Source organism: Paraburkholderia sp. PGU19, assembly GCF_013426915.1.
In the GTDB taxonomy this organism is placed as follows: Bacteria; Pseudomonadota; Gammaproteobacteria; order Burkholderiales; family Burkholderiaceae; genus Paraburkholderia.
In genome coordinates this window covers 888,441-905,364 of the sequence record NZ_AP023180.1, presented here as the reverse complement: position 1 = coordinate 905,364, position 16,924 = coordinate 888,441, and the positions used below count along the sequence as shown (strand labels likewise).

The window sequence follows — 16,924 nt, the reverse complement described above, 5'->3', positions numbered from 1 at the left end:
GCGGCCGCACATAGCCCGCTGCCATGCGCAGCGGGACTTCCAGCCAGTCGGCGCGCACCGTGCGTGCATGAATGGCGCGCGCGACGCGGCGGGTTTGCAAGTAAGAACGTTTAGCAAAATGTATCGGCGTCGTTGTAAGTTCTGACGCGCTGCGGCGCGACTATTCCTGGTCCGACATGGAGGAAAGACCGCCCGAGACCCGTCAACCCGTTCGGCTCGAAAACGCAACGCGATTTGCGACGCAACCTGTTCGATTCGATACTGAGCTGCGACATACCCGCCGGGATCATCGCGACGACACGCTGACGCCACGTTACTGGCGTTCAAGCGCTTGCTCGTGCTTAATGGAATTCATTGACCTGTCAGGCACACCGGTTGCTACAAGTTTACGTTGGCGCGTCCGCGGGACAACACGCGCCATGCCCATCCAATTCGCCTGAGGAACACAACTATGCCAACCGATTCCCGCATTTCCGAGGGCTTGCCGTTTCCGCTCGGCGCGACCTGGGATGGCAGAGGGGTCAACTTCGCGCTCTTTTCCGCGCATGCGACGAAGGTCGAGTTGTGCCTGTTCGACGACGAAGGAAAGAAGGAACTCGAGCGCATCGAACTGCCCGAATACACCGACGAAGTGTGGCATGTGCACATGGCCGGCCTGAAGCCGGGCACGGTGTATGGCTATCGGGTGCATGGTCCGTACGAGCCCGAGGCCGGTCATCGCTTTAATCCGAACAAGCTGCTGCTCGATCCGTATGCGAAGGCGCACGTTGGGTCGTTGCGCTGGGACCCGTCGCTGTTCGGCTATACGCTCGAAACGGGAGACGATCTCACGTTCGACGAGCGCGACAGTGCGTCGTTCATGCCGAAGTGCCAGGTGGTCGACCAGACGTTCAACTGGACACATCCGACGCGCGTGCGCGTGCCGTGGGACCGCACGATCGTCTACGAGACGCATGTGCGCGGCTATACGAAGCTGCATCCCGGCGTGCCGGAAAAGATGCGCGGCACCTTCGACGGCCTCGCGCAGAAAGCCGTGATCGACCATATCAAACGCGTCGGCGTGACGACGCTCGAACTGCTGCCCATTCATTCGTTCGTCAACGATTCATACCTGCTCGACAAGGGGCTGACGAACTACTGGGGGTACAACACGATTGGCTTTTTCGCGGCCGATCCGCGTTACTTCGCGCGCGGTCCCGGCGTGATCGAAGAGTTCAAGGAGATGATCGACCGGCTGCACGATGCCGGTCTCGAACTGATACTCGACGTCGTGTACAACCACACGGCCGAAGGCAACGAGCGTGGACCGACGCTGTCGTTTCGCGGCATCGACAACGCGTCGTACTACCGGCTGATGCCGGAAGAGTGCCGCTATTACATCAACGACACGGGCACGGGTAACACGCTCAATCTCTCGCATCCGCGCGTGCTGCAGATGGTCACGGACAGTCTGCGTTACTGGGTGACGGAGATGAACGTAGACGGCTTTCGCTTCGATCTTGCGACCATCCTCGGACGCGAGCCGTATGGCTTCGACGAAGGCGGCGGCTTTCTGGACAGTTGCCGGCAGGACCCGATCATCTCCAGCGTGAAGCTGATTGCGGAGCCGTGGGACTGCGGGCCGGGCGGCTATCAGGTGGGCGGCTTCCCGCCTGGCTGGGCCGAATGGAACGATCGCTTTCGCGACACGGTGCGCTCGTTCTGGAAGGGCGACGAAGCCTCGGCCGCCGATCTCGCGAAGCGCCTCACCGCTTCAGGCGATTTCTTCAACCGGCGCGGCCGGCGCCCCTGGGCGAGCGTGAACTTCATCACCGCGCACGACGGCTTCACGCTGAACGATCTCGTCTCGTACAACGAGCGCCATAACGAGGCGAACGGCGAAGACAACAACGACGGCCATAGCGACAACCGCTCGTGGAACTGCGGTGAGGAAGGACCATCCGACGACGCCGAAATCATCGCATTGCGCGAGCGCCAGAAACGCAACCTGCTGGCGACGCTACTGTTTTCGCAGGGCACGCCGATGGTGCTTGCCGGCGATGAATTCGGCCGCACGCAGAAGGGCAATAACAACGCGTATTGCCAGGACAACGAGGTCAGCTGGATCGACTGGGCGGGTATCGACGACAACGGCCGCTCGCTTACCGAGTTCGTGCGCAAGCTGACGACGCTGCGCCACGCGTTGCCCGTGCTGAGGCGTAATCGCTTTCTCACGGGCGAGATGCGCGAAGACATCGGCGTGATGGACGTGAAATGGCTGAGCCCCGTCGGCGTCGTGCTGACGGACGAGCAATGGGACGACTCGGCGATGCGCTGCTTCGGTCTCGTGATCGACGGGCGCGCGCAGGCGAGCGGTATCCGGCGTCCGGCCTCCGACGCGACGCTGTTGCTCGTCATCAACGCGTATCACGACGTCGTCGACTTCATGTTGCCGGAGATACCGGGCAGCGATCAGTGGAGTTGCATGATCGACACGAACGCGCCGGAGCGCGACGAATTGCCCGATTTCGAATCGGGCGACGTGTATCAGGTGACGGGCCGCTCGCTGTTGCTGTTCTCGTTGCATGCGAAGGGCGAGACGAAGCGGATCTTCCAGCGGCTCGAAGAGCGTTTGACGGAGTGAGTTTTTCTTGAAGGCGCGAGTATGCAAGCGTAGTGGCGGACCTGAGAGGCAGTGGTAGTGCTAAAAAGAAAAACGGACCTCTTCGCGAGAAGAGGTCCGTTTCTATTGCTGTTCGCTATTCGCTGTTTTCAAAGCCCGCATGCGGGGTGTTGCGTCACACTCACGCGCTTCGCGCCACCGTCTCCTGTGACGCCGCGCCATTGCTCCACGCACCCTGTCCGTTCGCTGCGCCGCTCGTATTCGCGCGACGTTGCGTCGTCGACGCTGCGATGCGTTCGACATCGACACGCGGTTGCGCCGGGCGTGCATCCGTCAGCATGCCATAGAGTTTCAGATAGGCCTGCACCGGCTTGCGCCAGCTGAAATCGCACCGCATCGCATTGCGCTGGAGCGCATGCCATGACGAAGGCCGCATGAACGCGTCGAGCGCGCGCTGCAAGGCGGCCGCGACATCCTCGGGTGTTTCGCCGTCGAACAGAAAGCCCGTTGCGCCGTCTTCGGGCAAGCCGAGTTCGGGCGAACGCTCGGGCGTGTAGTCGACGATCGTGTCGCGCAGCCCGCCGACTCGCGACGCGACGGGAATCGTGCCGTAGCGCAGCGCGTAGAGCTGCGTGAGGCCGCATGGCTCGAAGCGGCTGCCGTGCAGCAACACGTCGGCGCCCGCGTGCAGCAGGTGCGCGCGCCGTTCGTCATAACCGATGTATGCGCCGACGCGCTGCGGCCACGCGGCGGCGAGGTCGCGCACCGCGGCTTCGAGATACGCGTCTCCCTTGCCGAGAATCGCCACCTGTAGCCGCGGATCGCGCGCGAGCAGCAAAGGCAGCGCTTCGATTACGACGTCCGCAAGCTTTTGCGACGTCAGACGGCTGCCGATCGCAACCAGCGGCGCGAATGGATCGACCGTCAGGCCGAAGGTCTGTTGCAGATCGCGCTTGCAGGCCTGCTTGCCGCGCACGTCGTCGGCGGAGTAGGCGCGCGCGATCAGCGGGTCGATAGCAGGATTCCATGTCGCGCTATCGATGCCGTTCGTGATACCCGACAGCTTGTGCGAGCACGCCTGCAGCACGCCTTCCATCAGATGCCCGAAATGCGGCGTGAGAATTTCGCGCGCGTAGTTCTCGCTGACGGTGACGACCTGATCGGCGTGCACGATGCCCGCTTTCATCATGCTGAGCGCGCCATAGAACTCGATGCTGCGCGGGTCCGTCAACGCAGGCACGAGCAGTTCGGGCGGCACACCCATCCAGCTGCCCAGCGCGAGCGGATAGTTGCCCTGAAACGCGAGGTTGTGCACGGTGAACACGCTTTTCGCGGCGACGCCTGCGAGCTTCATCAGAAGCGGCGTGAGGCCCGTGTGCCAGTCGTGCGCATGCACGATGTCGGGCATCTGCACGCCGCGCACGCCGCGCGCGATGCGCGTCGCGGCAGCCGCAAGCGACGCGAAGCGGATCGCGTTGTCGAGATAGTCGCGGCCCTGCTCGTCCTGATAGAGATTGTCGCGCCTGAACAGATGGTCCATCTGCAGAAGCAGGACGGGCACGCCCGTATCGGGCATGTGCGCGCGCAACAGTCGCGCCTCGCCGCCCGGCAGGCCGCTGATGCGGCAGATGGGCGTCACGCCCACCGCGCGTTCAAGTGCCGCGGGGTACGCAGGCAACAGAATGGTCGACGCGACGCCCGCCTCGCGCAACGCGGCGGCGTACGCACTCACCATGTCGCCCAGACCGCCGGACTTCGCCAACGGCATCGCCTCCGAGGCGACGAGAAGGACGTTCAGCGTCAAGGTTGTGACTCCTGGTGAAAGAGTAGATTGAGTGAGACGCTTGAATTGCCGCCGCAGATGGCTGGCGCGATCCGTGCGGCGGATCGGGTCGGCGAGAGAGACGAGGGACGACGGCTTTGATGAACAGCAAACGGTGTGCCATATGCACACGCATACCGTGAAGCTTCTGCGGCGCGCCTCGGCGTTTTCTTCAGATCTTTGAGCGACGCGGGACTGCGGTGCATGAAGCACTGTAGAGGATGAAATGCGTCAACTTGGTGAACGTGCGCGATGGACGGGCGCTGCCGTGCGAATGTAAAACGCGTCTGGAAAACGAGAGGGCTTTACACATTCGTGCTGCTCCCGCACGAGCGTTCGCGACTTAACGGAGCCAATACGGGGCGCATTGCGCGCCCCGCGTCCATCGGCGCTTTATCGCGCTCAGATATCGAGCCGCGAAATCTTCGCGCCTTCGAGCGACACGCCCGCCATCAGACCGGCGTTGGTCAGCACGAATGCCTGCACGGGCTTCGTCGCCGTCGTCGTATCGATGTTGCCGTTCGCGCCGACCTTCACGAGCGCGACCGTCGCATCGCCGCCAACCGACCAGCCCTGGCTGTTGCGGAAGTTGTCGAGTGCATCCTGTGTCATGAACAGGAAGATCACGCCCTTGGACTGGGCGCCGATCTGCAGGCCGAACGAGCCTGCTGCCGTGCTGTAGTAACCCACCGTTTGCCCGCCGACGCGCAGCGACCCTTGGCCATATTGTCCGCCGATCCAGAAGCCTGCCTGCACGACGGATGGGAACACCAGCACGCCACGCGCTTTCGCGACCAGCTCGCGTGAGCCGTGCGCCGTCGTGTAGAGCCGCGAGAGCGTTTCATCGACACTCGAATCGATCGCGCGGCGCTTGTCCGAATTGCTGGTGCTCGTCGTGGAATTCGAACCCGTCATCGTGCAGCCCGAGAGGGCAAGACCGCCCGCAGCGAGTGCGGCGCTGGTGCTGAGTATGAAATTTCTTCTATGCATCGTTGTTCTCCTGTCTGTCAACGCGAGATCCCCGGCTAGCGCCTCCCTTGGTGCTTCGCCGCAGCCGCCCGGGCGCGCTAAACCTTATGCGGCGAGGGCTGACAATGCGACAGCAGTTCGCGTGCCTGCCCCTCTCGCCGTTGTCGCGCATGATGCGTGAAGGCGGGTGACTAGTCCTTTACGGTATGGACGCGGCGGCGCGGCGCAGGCCTGCCTGTATGAATTACACGCGCGCTATGCGTCGTCCGAGGTAGCGCGCTTCAAGAGTTCGAGCAGACGCTGCGGCGTGAGCGGCTTCGCGCAATGCGCATCGAAGCCGGCTTCGCGCGCCCGCTCGCGATCGAGTTGCGACGCGTAGCCCGTACACGCGATCAGCAACATATGCGAAGTCGATTCGGAAGCGCGCAGGCGGCACGCAAGTTCGAGCCCGTCGACGCCCGGCATGGCAATGTCGAGCACGACCGCAAATGGCTGCCATTGGGAAGCGAGTTCGCAGACGTCCTCGGCGCGATGCATCGCGCGGCATTCGAAGCCGTTTGCGAATAGCAGCAACTGCAACGCGTCGGCGGCATCGGCGTAATCGTCGACGACCAGCACACGCCGGTTGTCGGTCATGTGCGCGCCGATTGCGCGCCATTGCAATTCGTCATCACTGTCGTGTGGATTCTTCGTTGCCATTCTCGCTGGTCTCCCATTGGCGCCCTGGCGTCTATCTGCCTCCCAAGGCTGCAAAGTCAGCAAAGGTCGGACCCGAAGCGAGTGGGATAAGCGAGCATAGGGTTGCCGTTCCGAATGGAATCGATCGCCGTGAATTAACAATTTTGACGCATGTAGGGGTTAACCAGACGCAATTGGCAGCCGTTAAAAGGCTGAATTAGCCAAGGCTGTTGTTTATAGGAAAACTTTCCGATTTATTCATGCGACATAAATACGCATTCGGATTTATATTCTGATCGGCGCCACGATAACGGGATTCGATGTAAGGCGCCGGTGACCTCGAATTGGCGTCGCCGGAATGCGCGCTTCAAATAAGACAGCAAGCGAGGGACTATGAATACATCGTCTGGGATGGGGCGGCGTGCGCTCGGGATTGTCGGCGGCGCGGCGCGTCTCGCGAGTGTGGATGTGTTGCGCAAAATGCATGACGCCAATGCCGCTGCGCGTACGTTTCAGCCATTGGATATTGCTGTCGAACGCGTATCGGATATAGAGCGCCGTGCATCGATTTCTTATGTGGCTGGTTCAGCGCAACACAAGTTGCGCGTATTCGATGCGATACGCCATTTCGAGCAGCGCGGCTTACCCGCGGTTGCGCTGCCATGCTTCGACAGCCATTTGTTTATCGACGAATTACAGCAGAACACGACACTCGCAATCGTTGATATGGTCGCTGCGCTGTTTGCGCATATTCGCCAGCGTTATCCGCTTGCACGCCGCGTCGGCGTGATGACATCGCCGGTGCTATGCGAGCGCCGCCTGTTCGAGCGATACGGCGAGAACGCGCGTGTCGAAGTCGTGAGCGTCGGCTTCAAGGGTATGGAAGGGCTGCGTGAAGCATGCGAAACACTGATCGGGCAGGGCGTCGACGTGCTGCTGCCAGGCAGCACCGATAGCGCATTGTCGTTGCGGCGGCTCGGCGCGCTCGCCGTGCCCATCGTCGACAGCTATTCGGTGTATGCGCAACATCTGCTGTTCGCCGATCATCGCAAGCCGGCGCGCCAGATCAAGCTTGGCGTGGTCGGCGGCGTAGGGCCCGCCGCGACTGTCGACTTCATGCACAAGGTCGTGCGCAATACACCCGCCGCGCGCGATCAGGATCACATCAAGGTCCTCGTCGAACAGAACCCGCAGATTCCCGACCGCACCGATCATCTGACGGGCGATGGCGCGGACCCGACGCTCGCGCTCTACGCGACATGCAAAAAGCTCGAAGACGGCGGCGCCGATCTGATCGCGATTCCGTGCAATACCGCGCATGCGTTCATCGGGCCGATCGAAGCGCGCTTGCGCGTGCCCATCGTCAACATGATGAACGTGACGGCCGACTATCTGCGCGCGACGTTCCCCGCCGTCGATCGCATCGGCCTGCTCGCCACGGACGGCACGATTGCAAGCGGTGTCTATCGCACGGCGCTCGAAGCGCGCGGCATGACGCAGGTGCTGCCGCCGCTCGCCATGCAGGCGCGCGTGATGAATGCGATCTACGGCGCGCGGGGCGTGAAGGCGGGCTTCACGAACGGCGAATGCGCCGATGACATCATCGCGGCCGTCGAAAGTCTGTTGTTGCAGCAGGTCGAAGTCATTCTGCTTGCCTGCACCGAGCTGCCGCTTCTTTTCCCGCAAGCGGCGACGGTGACGCGCAAAGGCCGCAGCGCGCATCTCGTCGATCCGACGGATGTGCTCGCAAGGTGTTGCGTCGAGTTCGCGCGAGGCACGCCGCTCGTCACGCCGAAGAGCGCTAGACACGAAGCGTTGCCGGTCGAATATGCCGCTTACGCGAAGCGGAAGGAAAGCAATGTGGCATTTAATGCCGAATTGCTTTAAAGACAATTTCATGATGACTTTCGTGTTTCTTTTCGCTTTCTAATGGCTTTCCGATAACGGATATTTCAAGGTATTTCTTTTCCTTGTCAAACGTTTCACAATAAGTTCTTCATTCGACTTCAGACTGCGTTTCCAGCGACGGCCAGCCCTCCCGGGCAAGTCGTCATCGGTCGATTTCGCCGAAACCTGGACGCTCGAATGAACGGACTTCCTCTCTCTTCTCTGCGCGTCGGCGCAATCGTTGCGCTCGCATCGTTCGTCCTCGCCGCATGCGGGGCGGACGACGGCGCCACGGTCAGCAACTCCACGCCCAGCGCGCCGCAAGCCAATACCGCTGGGCCTTCCGCGGCGCAGTCTGGATTGCCGCTGCCGTCTTCCACGACGGGCAATTCGGCCAACGCTTTCAATACGCCGGCCGCGAGCCGCATCAACGCAACCGACAACACGCGAAGCGACGCGCAGGACAGCGCCGCCATTCTCGGCGCGCAGGCCAGCCTTGCCGCCGACAACCAGCAGGTCACGCCCGTGCTTCGCTACGCGCCAGGCGAAGCGAGCCATTGAATCGACGTTCAGGCAATAAAGAAATAAAGAAGCAAAGACACAAAGAGATAAAAACGCGCGTGGATACGCGCGGTTATTCCCTTGTTAATTCCTTTCCCCCCGAGAAGAAGGCAATAACATCATGACATCCAATAGCCGTCGCCGTTTTCTAAAGACTGCCGCAACGTCCGCGGGCGCAGCCGCCGCCGTGACGATGCTGCCGGAATCGATCCGCAATGCGCTCGCCGTCCCCGCCAATTCGCGCACGGGCTCGATCCGTGACGTCGAGCACATCGTCGTGTTCATGCAGGAAAACCGTTCGTTCGATCATTACTTCGGTCATATGCGCGGCGTGCGCGGCTATAACGACCGCTTTCCGATCCCGCTGCCCAATGGCAAGCCCGTCTGGTATCAGCCGTCGAAAGCCGATCCGACCCAACCCGTGCTGCCGTTCCACCTGAACACGCAGACCACGAGCGCGCAATGCGTCGGCGATCTGGATCACTCGTGGTACAAGACGCATGGCGCGATCGACGGCGGCCGTTATGACCAGTGGCCGGCGAACAAGACTGACATGACGATGGGTTATCACCTGCGCTCGGACATTCCGTACCACTACGCACTGGCCGATGCGTTCACGACTTGCGATGCGTACTTCTGTTCGCTGCCGGGGCCGACGCACCCGAACCGTTCGTATCTGATGACGGGCATGGTCGATCCGACGGGCACGCAGGGCGGCCCGCTGCTGGACAACAACGACTTCGTGGACGGCGATGTGCCGCCGAAGTATCAGTTGCTGTCGTGGACGACGTATCCGGAGCGTCTGGAAGCGGCCGGCATCTCGTGGCAGATCTATCAGCAGGGCACGGATGGCTCGGACCCGCTGAACGGCAACTACGGCACGAACATCCTGCAGAACTTCGAGAACTTCATCAACGCGCAGCCGGGCTCGTCGCTGTTTCAGCGGGCGCAGACGGTGCGCACGATCGACGACCTGAAGGCCGACGTGCAGGCGAACCGCTTGCCGCAGGTGTCGTGGCTGTGCCCGCCCGCCGCGTATTCGGAGCACCCGAAGTACACGCCTGCTTATGGCGCGGAATACACGTCGCAGATTCTCGATGCGCTGACGTCGAACCCCGACGTGTGGAGCAAGACGGTGCTCTTCATCATGTACGACGAGAACGACGGCTTCTTCGATCACATCGTGCCGCCGCAACCGGCGACGTCGCGCGCGCAGGGGCTTTCGACGGTGACGACGGACGGCGAGATTCACAACGTGGTCAACCCGGGCCGCGGCGGCAGCTATACGGCCGACAACCTGCCGTACGGTCTCGGACCGCGCGTGCCGATGACGATCGTGTCGCCGTGGACGAAGGGCGGTTTCGTGTGCTCGCAGGTGTTCGATCACACGTCGGTGATCCGTTTCATCGAAACGCGCTTCGGCGTGCATGAGCCGAACATCACGGCATGGCGCCGCGCGGTGTGCGGCGACCTCACGACGGCATTCGATTTCCGCACGCCGGACGCGAAAGTGCCGCCGCTGCCGGACACGAGCAACTACAAGAGTATGGCCGACAACCAGTGCGCGACGCAGCCCGCGCCGACGGTGCCTGCCGTGCCGGGCGCGATCGATCCGCAGGAAGGGGGCATCCGTTTCGCGCGTGCGTTGCCGTATGAATTGCATGTGAACGGCAAGGTCGACGAGAAGGCGAACTCGCTGACGATCGAAATTGGCAACACCGGCGATCAGGGCGCGCACTTCTATGTGTACTCGACCAACCGCACGGATGGTCCGTGGCGTTATACGGTGGAAGCGGGCAAGACGCTGAAGGACGTGTTCAACCTCGCGTCGACGAACGGCGTGTATGCGTTCACCGTGTACGGCCCGAATGGTTTCGTGCGCCACTTTGCGGGCAACGCGCAGCCGCAGTCGAACCAGGCGAATGCGCAGGGCCTGTCCGGCCATAACCGCAAGCCCGCATTGCCGGAAGTGAAGGCGCATTACGACGTCGGCAATGGCAACGTGTACCTGAAGTTCACGAATCACGGCGACAGCGTCGCACGGCTGTCGGTAGTCGATAACGCGTATGGCGCGCATCCGCGCCCTGTGATCGTGCCGCCGAACGGGTCGATCGAAGAGGCCTGGGTGCTGTCGGCGAGCCACCACTGGTACGACCTGACGGTGAGCGACAACGACGACGCGTCGTTCCAGCGCCGCCTTGCCGGTCACGTCGAAACGGGTAAGACGAGCATCAGCGATCCGGCGGCCGTCGCGCCCGTCATGACGGCGTCGTAAGTGGCCTGATCCAGGACGTGTAACACAGCGCAAAGCTTGGCCCCGGCATGGTTCACATGCCGGGGCTTTTTTTATTCGCTGCTTGAGAGGGGCGGCTTACACGCCTTCGACCAGCACGCCGTCGCGTGCAATGATCCGCCCATGTGCAACGACCAGCTTGCGCACAGGACGCGCCGCAACGGCATGCGCAACGGTTTCCGCGTCGACGAGCACGAGGTCCGCGCGCGCGCCGACGTGCAGACCATAGTCGGCGAACCCGCATCCGCGTGCAGCCGTGTGGCTCACGCAATCGAACGCGATGGCGAGCGCATCGTCGCGACGCAAGTCGTAGCGCATGCCGATCAGCATCGCGCGCTCCAGCATGTCCGGCGAGCCGAACGGATTCCATGTATCGCGGATGCCGTCGTTGCCGCCGAACAGCGTGACGCCTTTCTCGATGCATGCGGCAAGCGGCGGCACGGGCACGGAAGCGGGCGCTGTCGTGAGCAGCGCGACGTTCAGCGACGCGAGCCGTTCGAGCAGCGGATCGCGCTCGCGCGGCGCGAGTGCGCCGAGACAGAATGCGTGGCTGATTACCACGCGGCCCTGCATGCCGAGCGCCTCGACGCGATCGAGCAGCAGCTTCAGGGTGAATGCGCCGATCTCGGCGGGCTCGTGCAGATGGATATCGATTGGCTTCTGGTGGCGTGTAGCCAGATCGAACGTCGCATTCATCGACGCGACGGGATCGCCGTCGATCAAGGCCGGGTCCAGCGCGCCGAGCACGTCGGCGCCCGCGCGCAGCGCCTCGTCGAGCAACGTGACGGTGCCCTTGCGTTTGAGCATGCCCGATTGCGGAAACGCAACCGTCTGCATGTCGAGCACGTCGCGCAATGCGTCGCGCGTCTTCAGCACGCCTTCGAGGTGTTTCAGGCCAGCGTCGGTATCGATATCGACGTGCGTGCGCAAGCGGGTCGTGCCCGCCTGCAAGAAGGCGCGTGCCAATGCGAGCGAAGCAGTGGCCGCGTCGTGTCCGCTTCGCGCGCGAAAGCTGCGCTCGTTTTCGATGCGATCGGTGAGCTTCGGTCCCACTTCGTTGCGATACCAGCGCATGCCCCACATCGTTTTGTCGAGATGTGTGTGGCCTTCGACGAAACCAGGCAACAACAGGGCGCCGTTGCCGTTTTCGCGCGTGACATCGTTTTCGACCGGTAAATCAGGGGCGATCGCATCGATGTGGCCATTGACGATCGACACGTCGACGCGTGTGCCATCGGGCAACCGTGCATCGGCAATCAACAGGGGCTCTTTCATGCTGACTCCATTTTTCTCTCAGCGTCAATGCGTTTGAGATGGCGCCGCGTCCAGAGCGTCCACAGCATGAGCGAGCCATAGACGCCCCAGCGCAACGCCGTCGAAATATGCAACGCCAGTTGCGCGTCGCTCAGGTTCGTCACGACCCAGTAACGCGCGGCATTCTCGGCCGTCAGACCGATGCCCCAGACCACCGTCATCCGGTGAATCCGCGCGACGAGTTTGGGACGCTCGCGATAGTGGCACTCGAACTGTTCGACATCTGCAAGCGATTCACGCGACACCGTCGAACGCGCGAGGTAGTAGACCATCGGCTTGCGCAACAGCAGCGACAACAGAAACGCGATGCCGATGACGCCCGACACCATCGGGTCTTCGAGCGCGCGCCGATGCTCGCCCTGGTCGATCAGCGCCCACGCGAGCAGCGGCAGGATGCCGGCCAGCACGAGCGCGCTCAACGCATCGAAGTGCCGCGAGTGGTACAGGTCCCATGCGATCCACGCGATCAACGGCGCGGCAGATGCGGCGAGCGCGCCCGTCGTGCCCCAATGCGGCAACGCAAGCCGGTACGCGAGCCACGGCAGCGCGACATTGATGACCATCGCGGACAGGTATCGGTACGGAACCTTCATACGCCCTCTGCGCTAGCGGTGCTGTGGTTCTGCGTTTGGAGCATGCATTCCGGTCGTTCGGAGGTTACATGCTTAAGTATCAAAGAATCAAGAAACCGGCAAGGCGACCGTCGCCGCATCTCGGCCGCAAAAATCGACAAATGGAAAGATGGCACGAAAAGCCAACCGGCAAGAATCGGTTTTTCGTTTTGCGGGATGACGGCCATATCCAGACAGCAGTTTAGCGTCTGCCGCAGTTCGACGATTTTTGACAATTGATATGAGGGACAGCGGTTACTCTCGTCAAAAGCACCATTTCAGTCGAGAACTCGATTCGCATGGGAGACCGGGTATGCTGGGACAACAGAACAACGAAACATGTATTGGTACGATGGGCGGGCGCACTCAACCAGCCTGCACATTGGTCCGCAGCCTTAACGCACAAGCAGGGGAGACGCATGCATAAGGCGGCGGCGCGGCACGGCGACACCACGACGACACGCGGCGTGGTGCTCGCGTTTTCATCCACAATTCACGACGATGGCAAAAAGGTTGCCTTGAGCGGTGACGAAGCGACCTGCGGCAACTGCGAGGGAATCTACAAGATATTCGGCACCGGCAGGGGCATGTCGGAGAAAGGCCGAGATGTCGTGATTGATGGCGACCTCGTGTTATGTCCATGCAAAAGAAACCGGGTAATCGTCGGCAGCAATCCGGGAATATTTCTCGAAACCACTCAAGGTCGCGCGGTCGCTGGCAACGCAGGCGAGACAGTTGTCTGCGCACCCGCCTTGCTCTCGATCGATACATTTGACGAACAGGTTCGAGCAGTCGCACCTGATATTGTTCTCGATGGCTATCCATATTCTGTCGAGACGGCGGATGGACAGACCTTTTCAGGACGTATGGGAGCAAGTGGTCTGCTATCGCGCGTAAACACAGACGAGGCCGACTACTACACGGTCCATTGGGGCGAAGAGGCTCTCGTAAGACGGGAAGGAGCTTGAGACGTGCCGAATCCAAAAACAGTAGTTAGAACGAACTCGACACCGGGGTCTATCCACGTGGTGCAGTTGAGGGTTGTTTCGTTTCGGGAACTATGGGAGAACTATCCGACTGGCAACCCTTACAACGACCCGGGTTACAAGGACCAGTGCGCGATTCGACTGAGCGTTACGCTTCATCGCGTCGGGATCGAGATGAAGTCGTTCTCCGCGAAGCTTGTTAAGCCGCTGTCGGGACAAGCTTCCATCGGACGAGTCATACTGGACGGCAAGGCGACTGCGACGCGTGCCAACGAACTGGGGGAATGGCTCAGGTTGCAACCGTTCGCCGGACTTGGAAAAGCCGAAGACGTCACGGGAGCGGATTGGCTGTCCCGAGTCAAGGGGCGAACGGGCATCATCATGTTTGATCGTTACTGGACGCGCGACGGCGAATCAGATAGCGACGCAAGTGGTGGCCATATTGATTTGTGGAACGGTGAAAAACTGACTGGATTCGGAACAGGTGCTCGCGTGAGTTGGAATATCGTCATCCCCGGAGTGTGGTCAGATTTCCGTAGATCAAAGACGATCCTGTTTTTCCCAATCAAATGAAGTTGCTACGAATTTTTCTCGGAGCCGTGCTCGGCGCCGTCGGCGCGACAGTTGTCGCTTGGGGCGGGCTTTATCTTTTTGGAATGGTTCGAGGTTCCGGTAGTTTGTTCGATACTAATCCGGATGCGGCGAACCGTTTTTTTGCGTTATGGTTCGCAATAGTTCTTTTGGCTTCGATTGCTGGTGGTGTCAGGGCCTCGCGTCGATAGCGTTGCGCATGGCCCGCGTACTGCGCGGGCCAATTCTTCGAATGAGCAAACGCGAAAAACGTATCGCGTTTGCTCATCCTCTTTTCGCTCGCTTTAGACAAGCGGCAACGTCTGCCGATCAAGCGTCGGTTTCATGATCGGCGCCAGCGCCGCGAAAATGCGCTGACCCTGCTCCTCGTCGATCACGCTCGTGAGCAGCGAGCGAAAGCGCGGCTCTTCGACACCCGAAACAATGTACTGCCAGCGATACGCGTCGAGCATCGCCGCCTGCACCTCGGCAATCTCGGCATGCGACAGCGTACGGTCCATATGCTGGCAGAAGTACGCGGCATCTTCCTGCGCCTGCATCTGCACCACGCCATCGACGCCCGCCACCAGCGCGATCAGATCGTCGACGGCGGCATCGCGCGCGGGCTTGTCGAGCTTCGCGTCCTCGCGCATCCATTCGAGTTCGTCGATGATCGCGTGCTGCGATTCCTCCTTCCAGTGGTACATGAACACGTCCTTGAACAGCGGCGACAGCGTGTCGTCCGCTTCGATGCTCTGACGGTAATGCACCTGCGAGAAGATTTCGATGAAACACGTCAGCGCGACAATTCCCCACGTCGATTTGCCCAGCACGAACGTAGCGATATCGTCGGCATCGGGCAGGAAGCGGTACCCTGCGGGCATGTCCGCGCCCGCGAGCAATTCGATGCGGCGGAACAGTTCCTGATGCTTCAGTTCTTCGTCGGTCAGACGCACGACGGCTTCGAGTGCGATCTGGTCGCCGAGCGCATGATCGCGTCCTAGCTCGAGCATCTTTGCGCCGATGAAGCGTTCGACGAGTTTGAACATGTTCGCATACGTGCGACCCTGTACCTGCGAATAGAAGCGGCGCTCAGCGTCACTCAGAAACGGCAGGCGATACACCTGGGACAGCCCGTCCGGCAGAAACTTCTGATCGATATCGAGTGTGCGTCCGCGGATCACGTCGTTGTCGATATCCCAGCGGATTCGCTTGGACACTTCGACGCATTTGGCGTAGCGATGGGAAGGCAGTTGATACTCTACAGCTTGCATCTGAGAACTCCATTTCGGCGGGATTGCAGTGGGGTGGCGCCGAAAGAAGAACGAACAGAGACGGCGCCGACTCAAAGCGCTGCGCCGTGGTGTGTTGCATGCCGTAGCGAAACGCTGATGCGCATTGTGCGGATCGGTGTTTGATCGGACATGTGACGCGAGTCCCGGTACTCGCAGTGAGCACTGCAGCAAAGCCGGGAAAAGCCGGGACATGCGCCCCATCATGCAGCGCGTCGAGGCGACAATCAGGCAGCGGGCGCGTCGAAGCCCGCTTTGCGCGCCATCACGATGGCCTGCGCGCGGCTTTCCACTTCGAGCTTCGCGAAGATGCTCGTGATGTGATTGCGCACGGTCTTCTCCGACAGACCGAGTCGCGCAGCGATCTGCGCGTTATCGCGTCCGCCCGCGATCAGTTCGACGATCTCCCGCTCGCGCCGCGTGAGCGACGAGAACACGGGGTTGGCATGCTTCGCGGGCGGCAAGAAGGCGTGCACTTCGTCGCGCCAGCGCTGCCACGCGTTCTCGGATTCGAGCGTCAGATGATTCTCGCTTTCGAGCGGCACGAAGCGCGCGTTGGGAATGAGGCTCGCGAGCAGCCGGCTTTCTTCGAACGGCACACGCGCGTCGCGCACCGCGTGCAGCACGAGCGTCGGACATTGCACGTGCGGCAGCAGATCGACCACATCGATGTTGTTGAAAACACGCATGATGCGCGCGGCGTTCTGCGGCGTGGTCGAAATGCGTTCGAGTTCGTTGAACCAGTGGTGCTGATCGGGCGTGCCGCCCGGGATGAACTGCGTCGTGAAGAACTGGCGGAAGGCGGGGTTATGCTGGCCCCAGCCGATCTCGGCGAGCTTGGCGAGCGTTTCGGCTTCATCGCGCGCCTGCTCGGTGCGCGAGCGGACCAGCCGTCCGCGCGCGTAGCCGCCATGCAGGATCAGATGCGAGACGCGCTCCGGGAACGCGACGGCATAGGTAATAGCGATCGATGCCCCCTGCGAAATGCCGAGCAGCGCAAAGCGGTCGACGCCGCTCGCATCGATGACGGCGATCAGATCCTGCTTCCAGGCATCGAACGAAATATCGGCGACGTCGTGATCCGACAGGCCGCAGCCGCGTTGATCGTAGCGGATCAGCGTATGGTCGCGGCACATCTCGGCAATCATGTGACTCCATACCGGGCTCGCGAGATCGAACTCCAGATGGCTCATCCAGTTCGCGGCCTTGACGATGGGCGGCCCGCTGCCGCAGGTCGCGTACGCGATGCGCGCGCCGTCGTGCGCGGTGCACAGCCGGATTTGCTGCCTCCACTTCAGGGCGGTCGCGGACATGAGCCTCCCGGCGGCGATGGAAGAAG

Annotated in this window: 13 protein-coding genes; 6 read left to right on the top strand and 7 right to left on the bottom strand. The window is 61.6% G+C overall.

Features of this window, described 5'->3' with window-relative positions; all coding sequences use genetic code 11:
• Nucleotides 1–451: 451 nt before the first annotated feature.
• Entirely contained in the window at nt 452–2,623 is a 2,172-nt protein-coding gene (glgX, locus tag H1204_RS21655) for a glycogen debranching protein GlgX (protein WP_180732720.1), read from the top strand.
• A gap of 160 nt (nt 2,624–2,783) precedes the next feature.
• Here glgX and glgA read toward each other — a convergent pair whose 3' ends face one another.
• The 3 genes from glgA to H1204_RS21640 form a co-directional block, all read right to left on the bottom strand.
• Nucleotides 2,784–4,406: a glycogen synthase GlgA gene (gene glgA, locus H1204_RS21650; protein WP_180732719.1), complete on the bottom strand. Its 1,623-nt coding sequence runs from the start codon at nt 4,404–4,406 to the stop codon at nt 2,784–2,786.
• Between the two features lie 420 nt (nt 4,407–4,826).
• Nucleotides 4,827–5,414: a YSC84-related protein gene (locus H1204_RS21645; protein WP_180732717.1), complete on the bottom strand. Its 588-nt coding sequence runs from the start codon at nt 5,412–5,414 to the stop codon at nt 4,827–4,829.
• Nucleotides 5,415–5,648: 234 nt separating this feature from the next.
• Nucleotides 5,649–6,092 carry a response regulator gene (locus tag H1204_RS21640; protein WP_180732715.1) on the bottom strand — a complete coding sequence of 148 codons (444 nt, stop codon included), beginning with the start codon at nt 6,090–6,092 and terminating at the stop codon, nt 5,649–5,651.
• 372 nt (nt 6,093–6,464) lie between these two features.
• Between H1204_RS21640 and H1204_RS21635 the strand changes: the two genes are divergently transcribed.
• The 3 genes from H1204_RS21635 (at nt 6,465) to H1204_RS21625 (ending at nt 10,794) form a co-directional block, all read left to right on the top strand.
• Nucleotides 6,465–7,958 (top strand): amino acid racemase, encoded by a 1,494-nt coding sequence (locus H1204_RS21635; protein WP_180732713.1) that lies wholly within the window; start codon nt 6,465–6,467, stop codon nt 7,956–7,958.
• Between the two features lie 198 nt (nt 7,959–8,156).
• Nucleotides 8,157–8,519: a hypothetical protein gene (locus tag H1204_RS21630; protein ID WP_180732711.1), complete on the top strand. Its 363-nt coding sequence runs from the start codon at nt 8,157–8,159 to the stop codon at nt 8,517–8,519.
• Between the two features lie 121 nt (nt 8,520–8,640).
• Complete coding sequence (locus H1204_RS21625; protein ID WP_180732709.1) at nt 8,641–10,794, top strand: phospholipase C, phosphocholine-specific; 2,154 nt, start codon at nt 8,641–8,643, stop codon at nt 10,792–10,794.
• Nucleotides 10,795–10,890: 96 nt separating this feature from the next.
• On the opposite strand, the gene H1204_RS21620 is transcribed toward H1204_RS21625, so the two are convergent.
• The gene (locus H1204_RS21620) at nt 10,891–12,087 is read right to left on the bottom strand and encodes an amidohydrolase family protein (RefSeq protein ID WP_180732708.1); all 1,197 of its coding nucleotides are present in this window, start codon (nt 12,085–12,087) and stop codon (nt 10,891–10,893) included.
• Nucleotides 12,084–12,719 (bottom strand): VC0807 family protein, encoded by a 636-nt coding sequence (locus tag H1204_RS21615; RefSeq protein ID WP_180732706.1) that lies wholly within the window; start codon nt 12,717–12,719, stop codon nt 12,084–12,086. Before H1204_RS21615 ends, H1204_RS21620 begins: the two co-directional genes overlap by 4 nt.
• Before the next feature lie 437 nt (nt 12,720–13,156).
• On the opposite strand from H1204_RS21615, the gene H1204_RS21610 reads away from it, so the two are divergent.
• Together H1204_RS21610 and H1204_RS21605 are read left to right on the top strand one after the other, a co-directional pair.
• Nucleotides 13,157–13,705 (top strand): PAAR domain-containing protein, encoded by a 549-nt coding sequence (locus tag H1204_RS21610; protein WP_180732705.1) that lies wholly within the window; start codon nt 13,157–13,159, stop codon nt 13,703–13,705.
• 3 nt (nt 13,706–13,708) lie between these two features.
• On the top strand, nt 13,709–14,296 hold the full coding sequence (locus tag H1204_RS21605; RefSeq protein ID WP_180732703.1) for a type VI secretion system amidase effector protein Tae4: 588 nt from the start codon (nt 13,709–13,711) through the stop codon (nt 14,294–14,296).
• Between the two features lie 302 nt (nt 14,297–14,598).
• Here the strand turns inward: H1204_RS21605 and H1204_RS21600 are convergent, their stop codons facing one another.
• Together H1204_RS21600 and H1204_RS21595 are read right to left on the bottom strand one after the other, a co-directional pair.
• Nucleotides 14,599–15,567 (bottom strand): hypothetical protein, encoded by a 969-nt coding sequence (locus H1204_RS21600; RefSeq protein ID WP_180732701.1) that lies wholly within the window; start codon nt 15,565–15,567, stop codon nt 14,599–14,601.
• Nucleotides 15,568–15,812: 245 nt separating this feature from the next.
• Nucleotides 15,813–16,898, bottom strand: coding sequence for an alpha/beta fold hydrolase (locus H1204_RS21595; protein WP_180732700.1), 1,086 nt, complete (start codon nt 16,896–16,898; stop codon nt 15,813–15,815).
• Between the last annotated feature and the right edge of the window lie 26 nt (nt 16,899–16,924).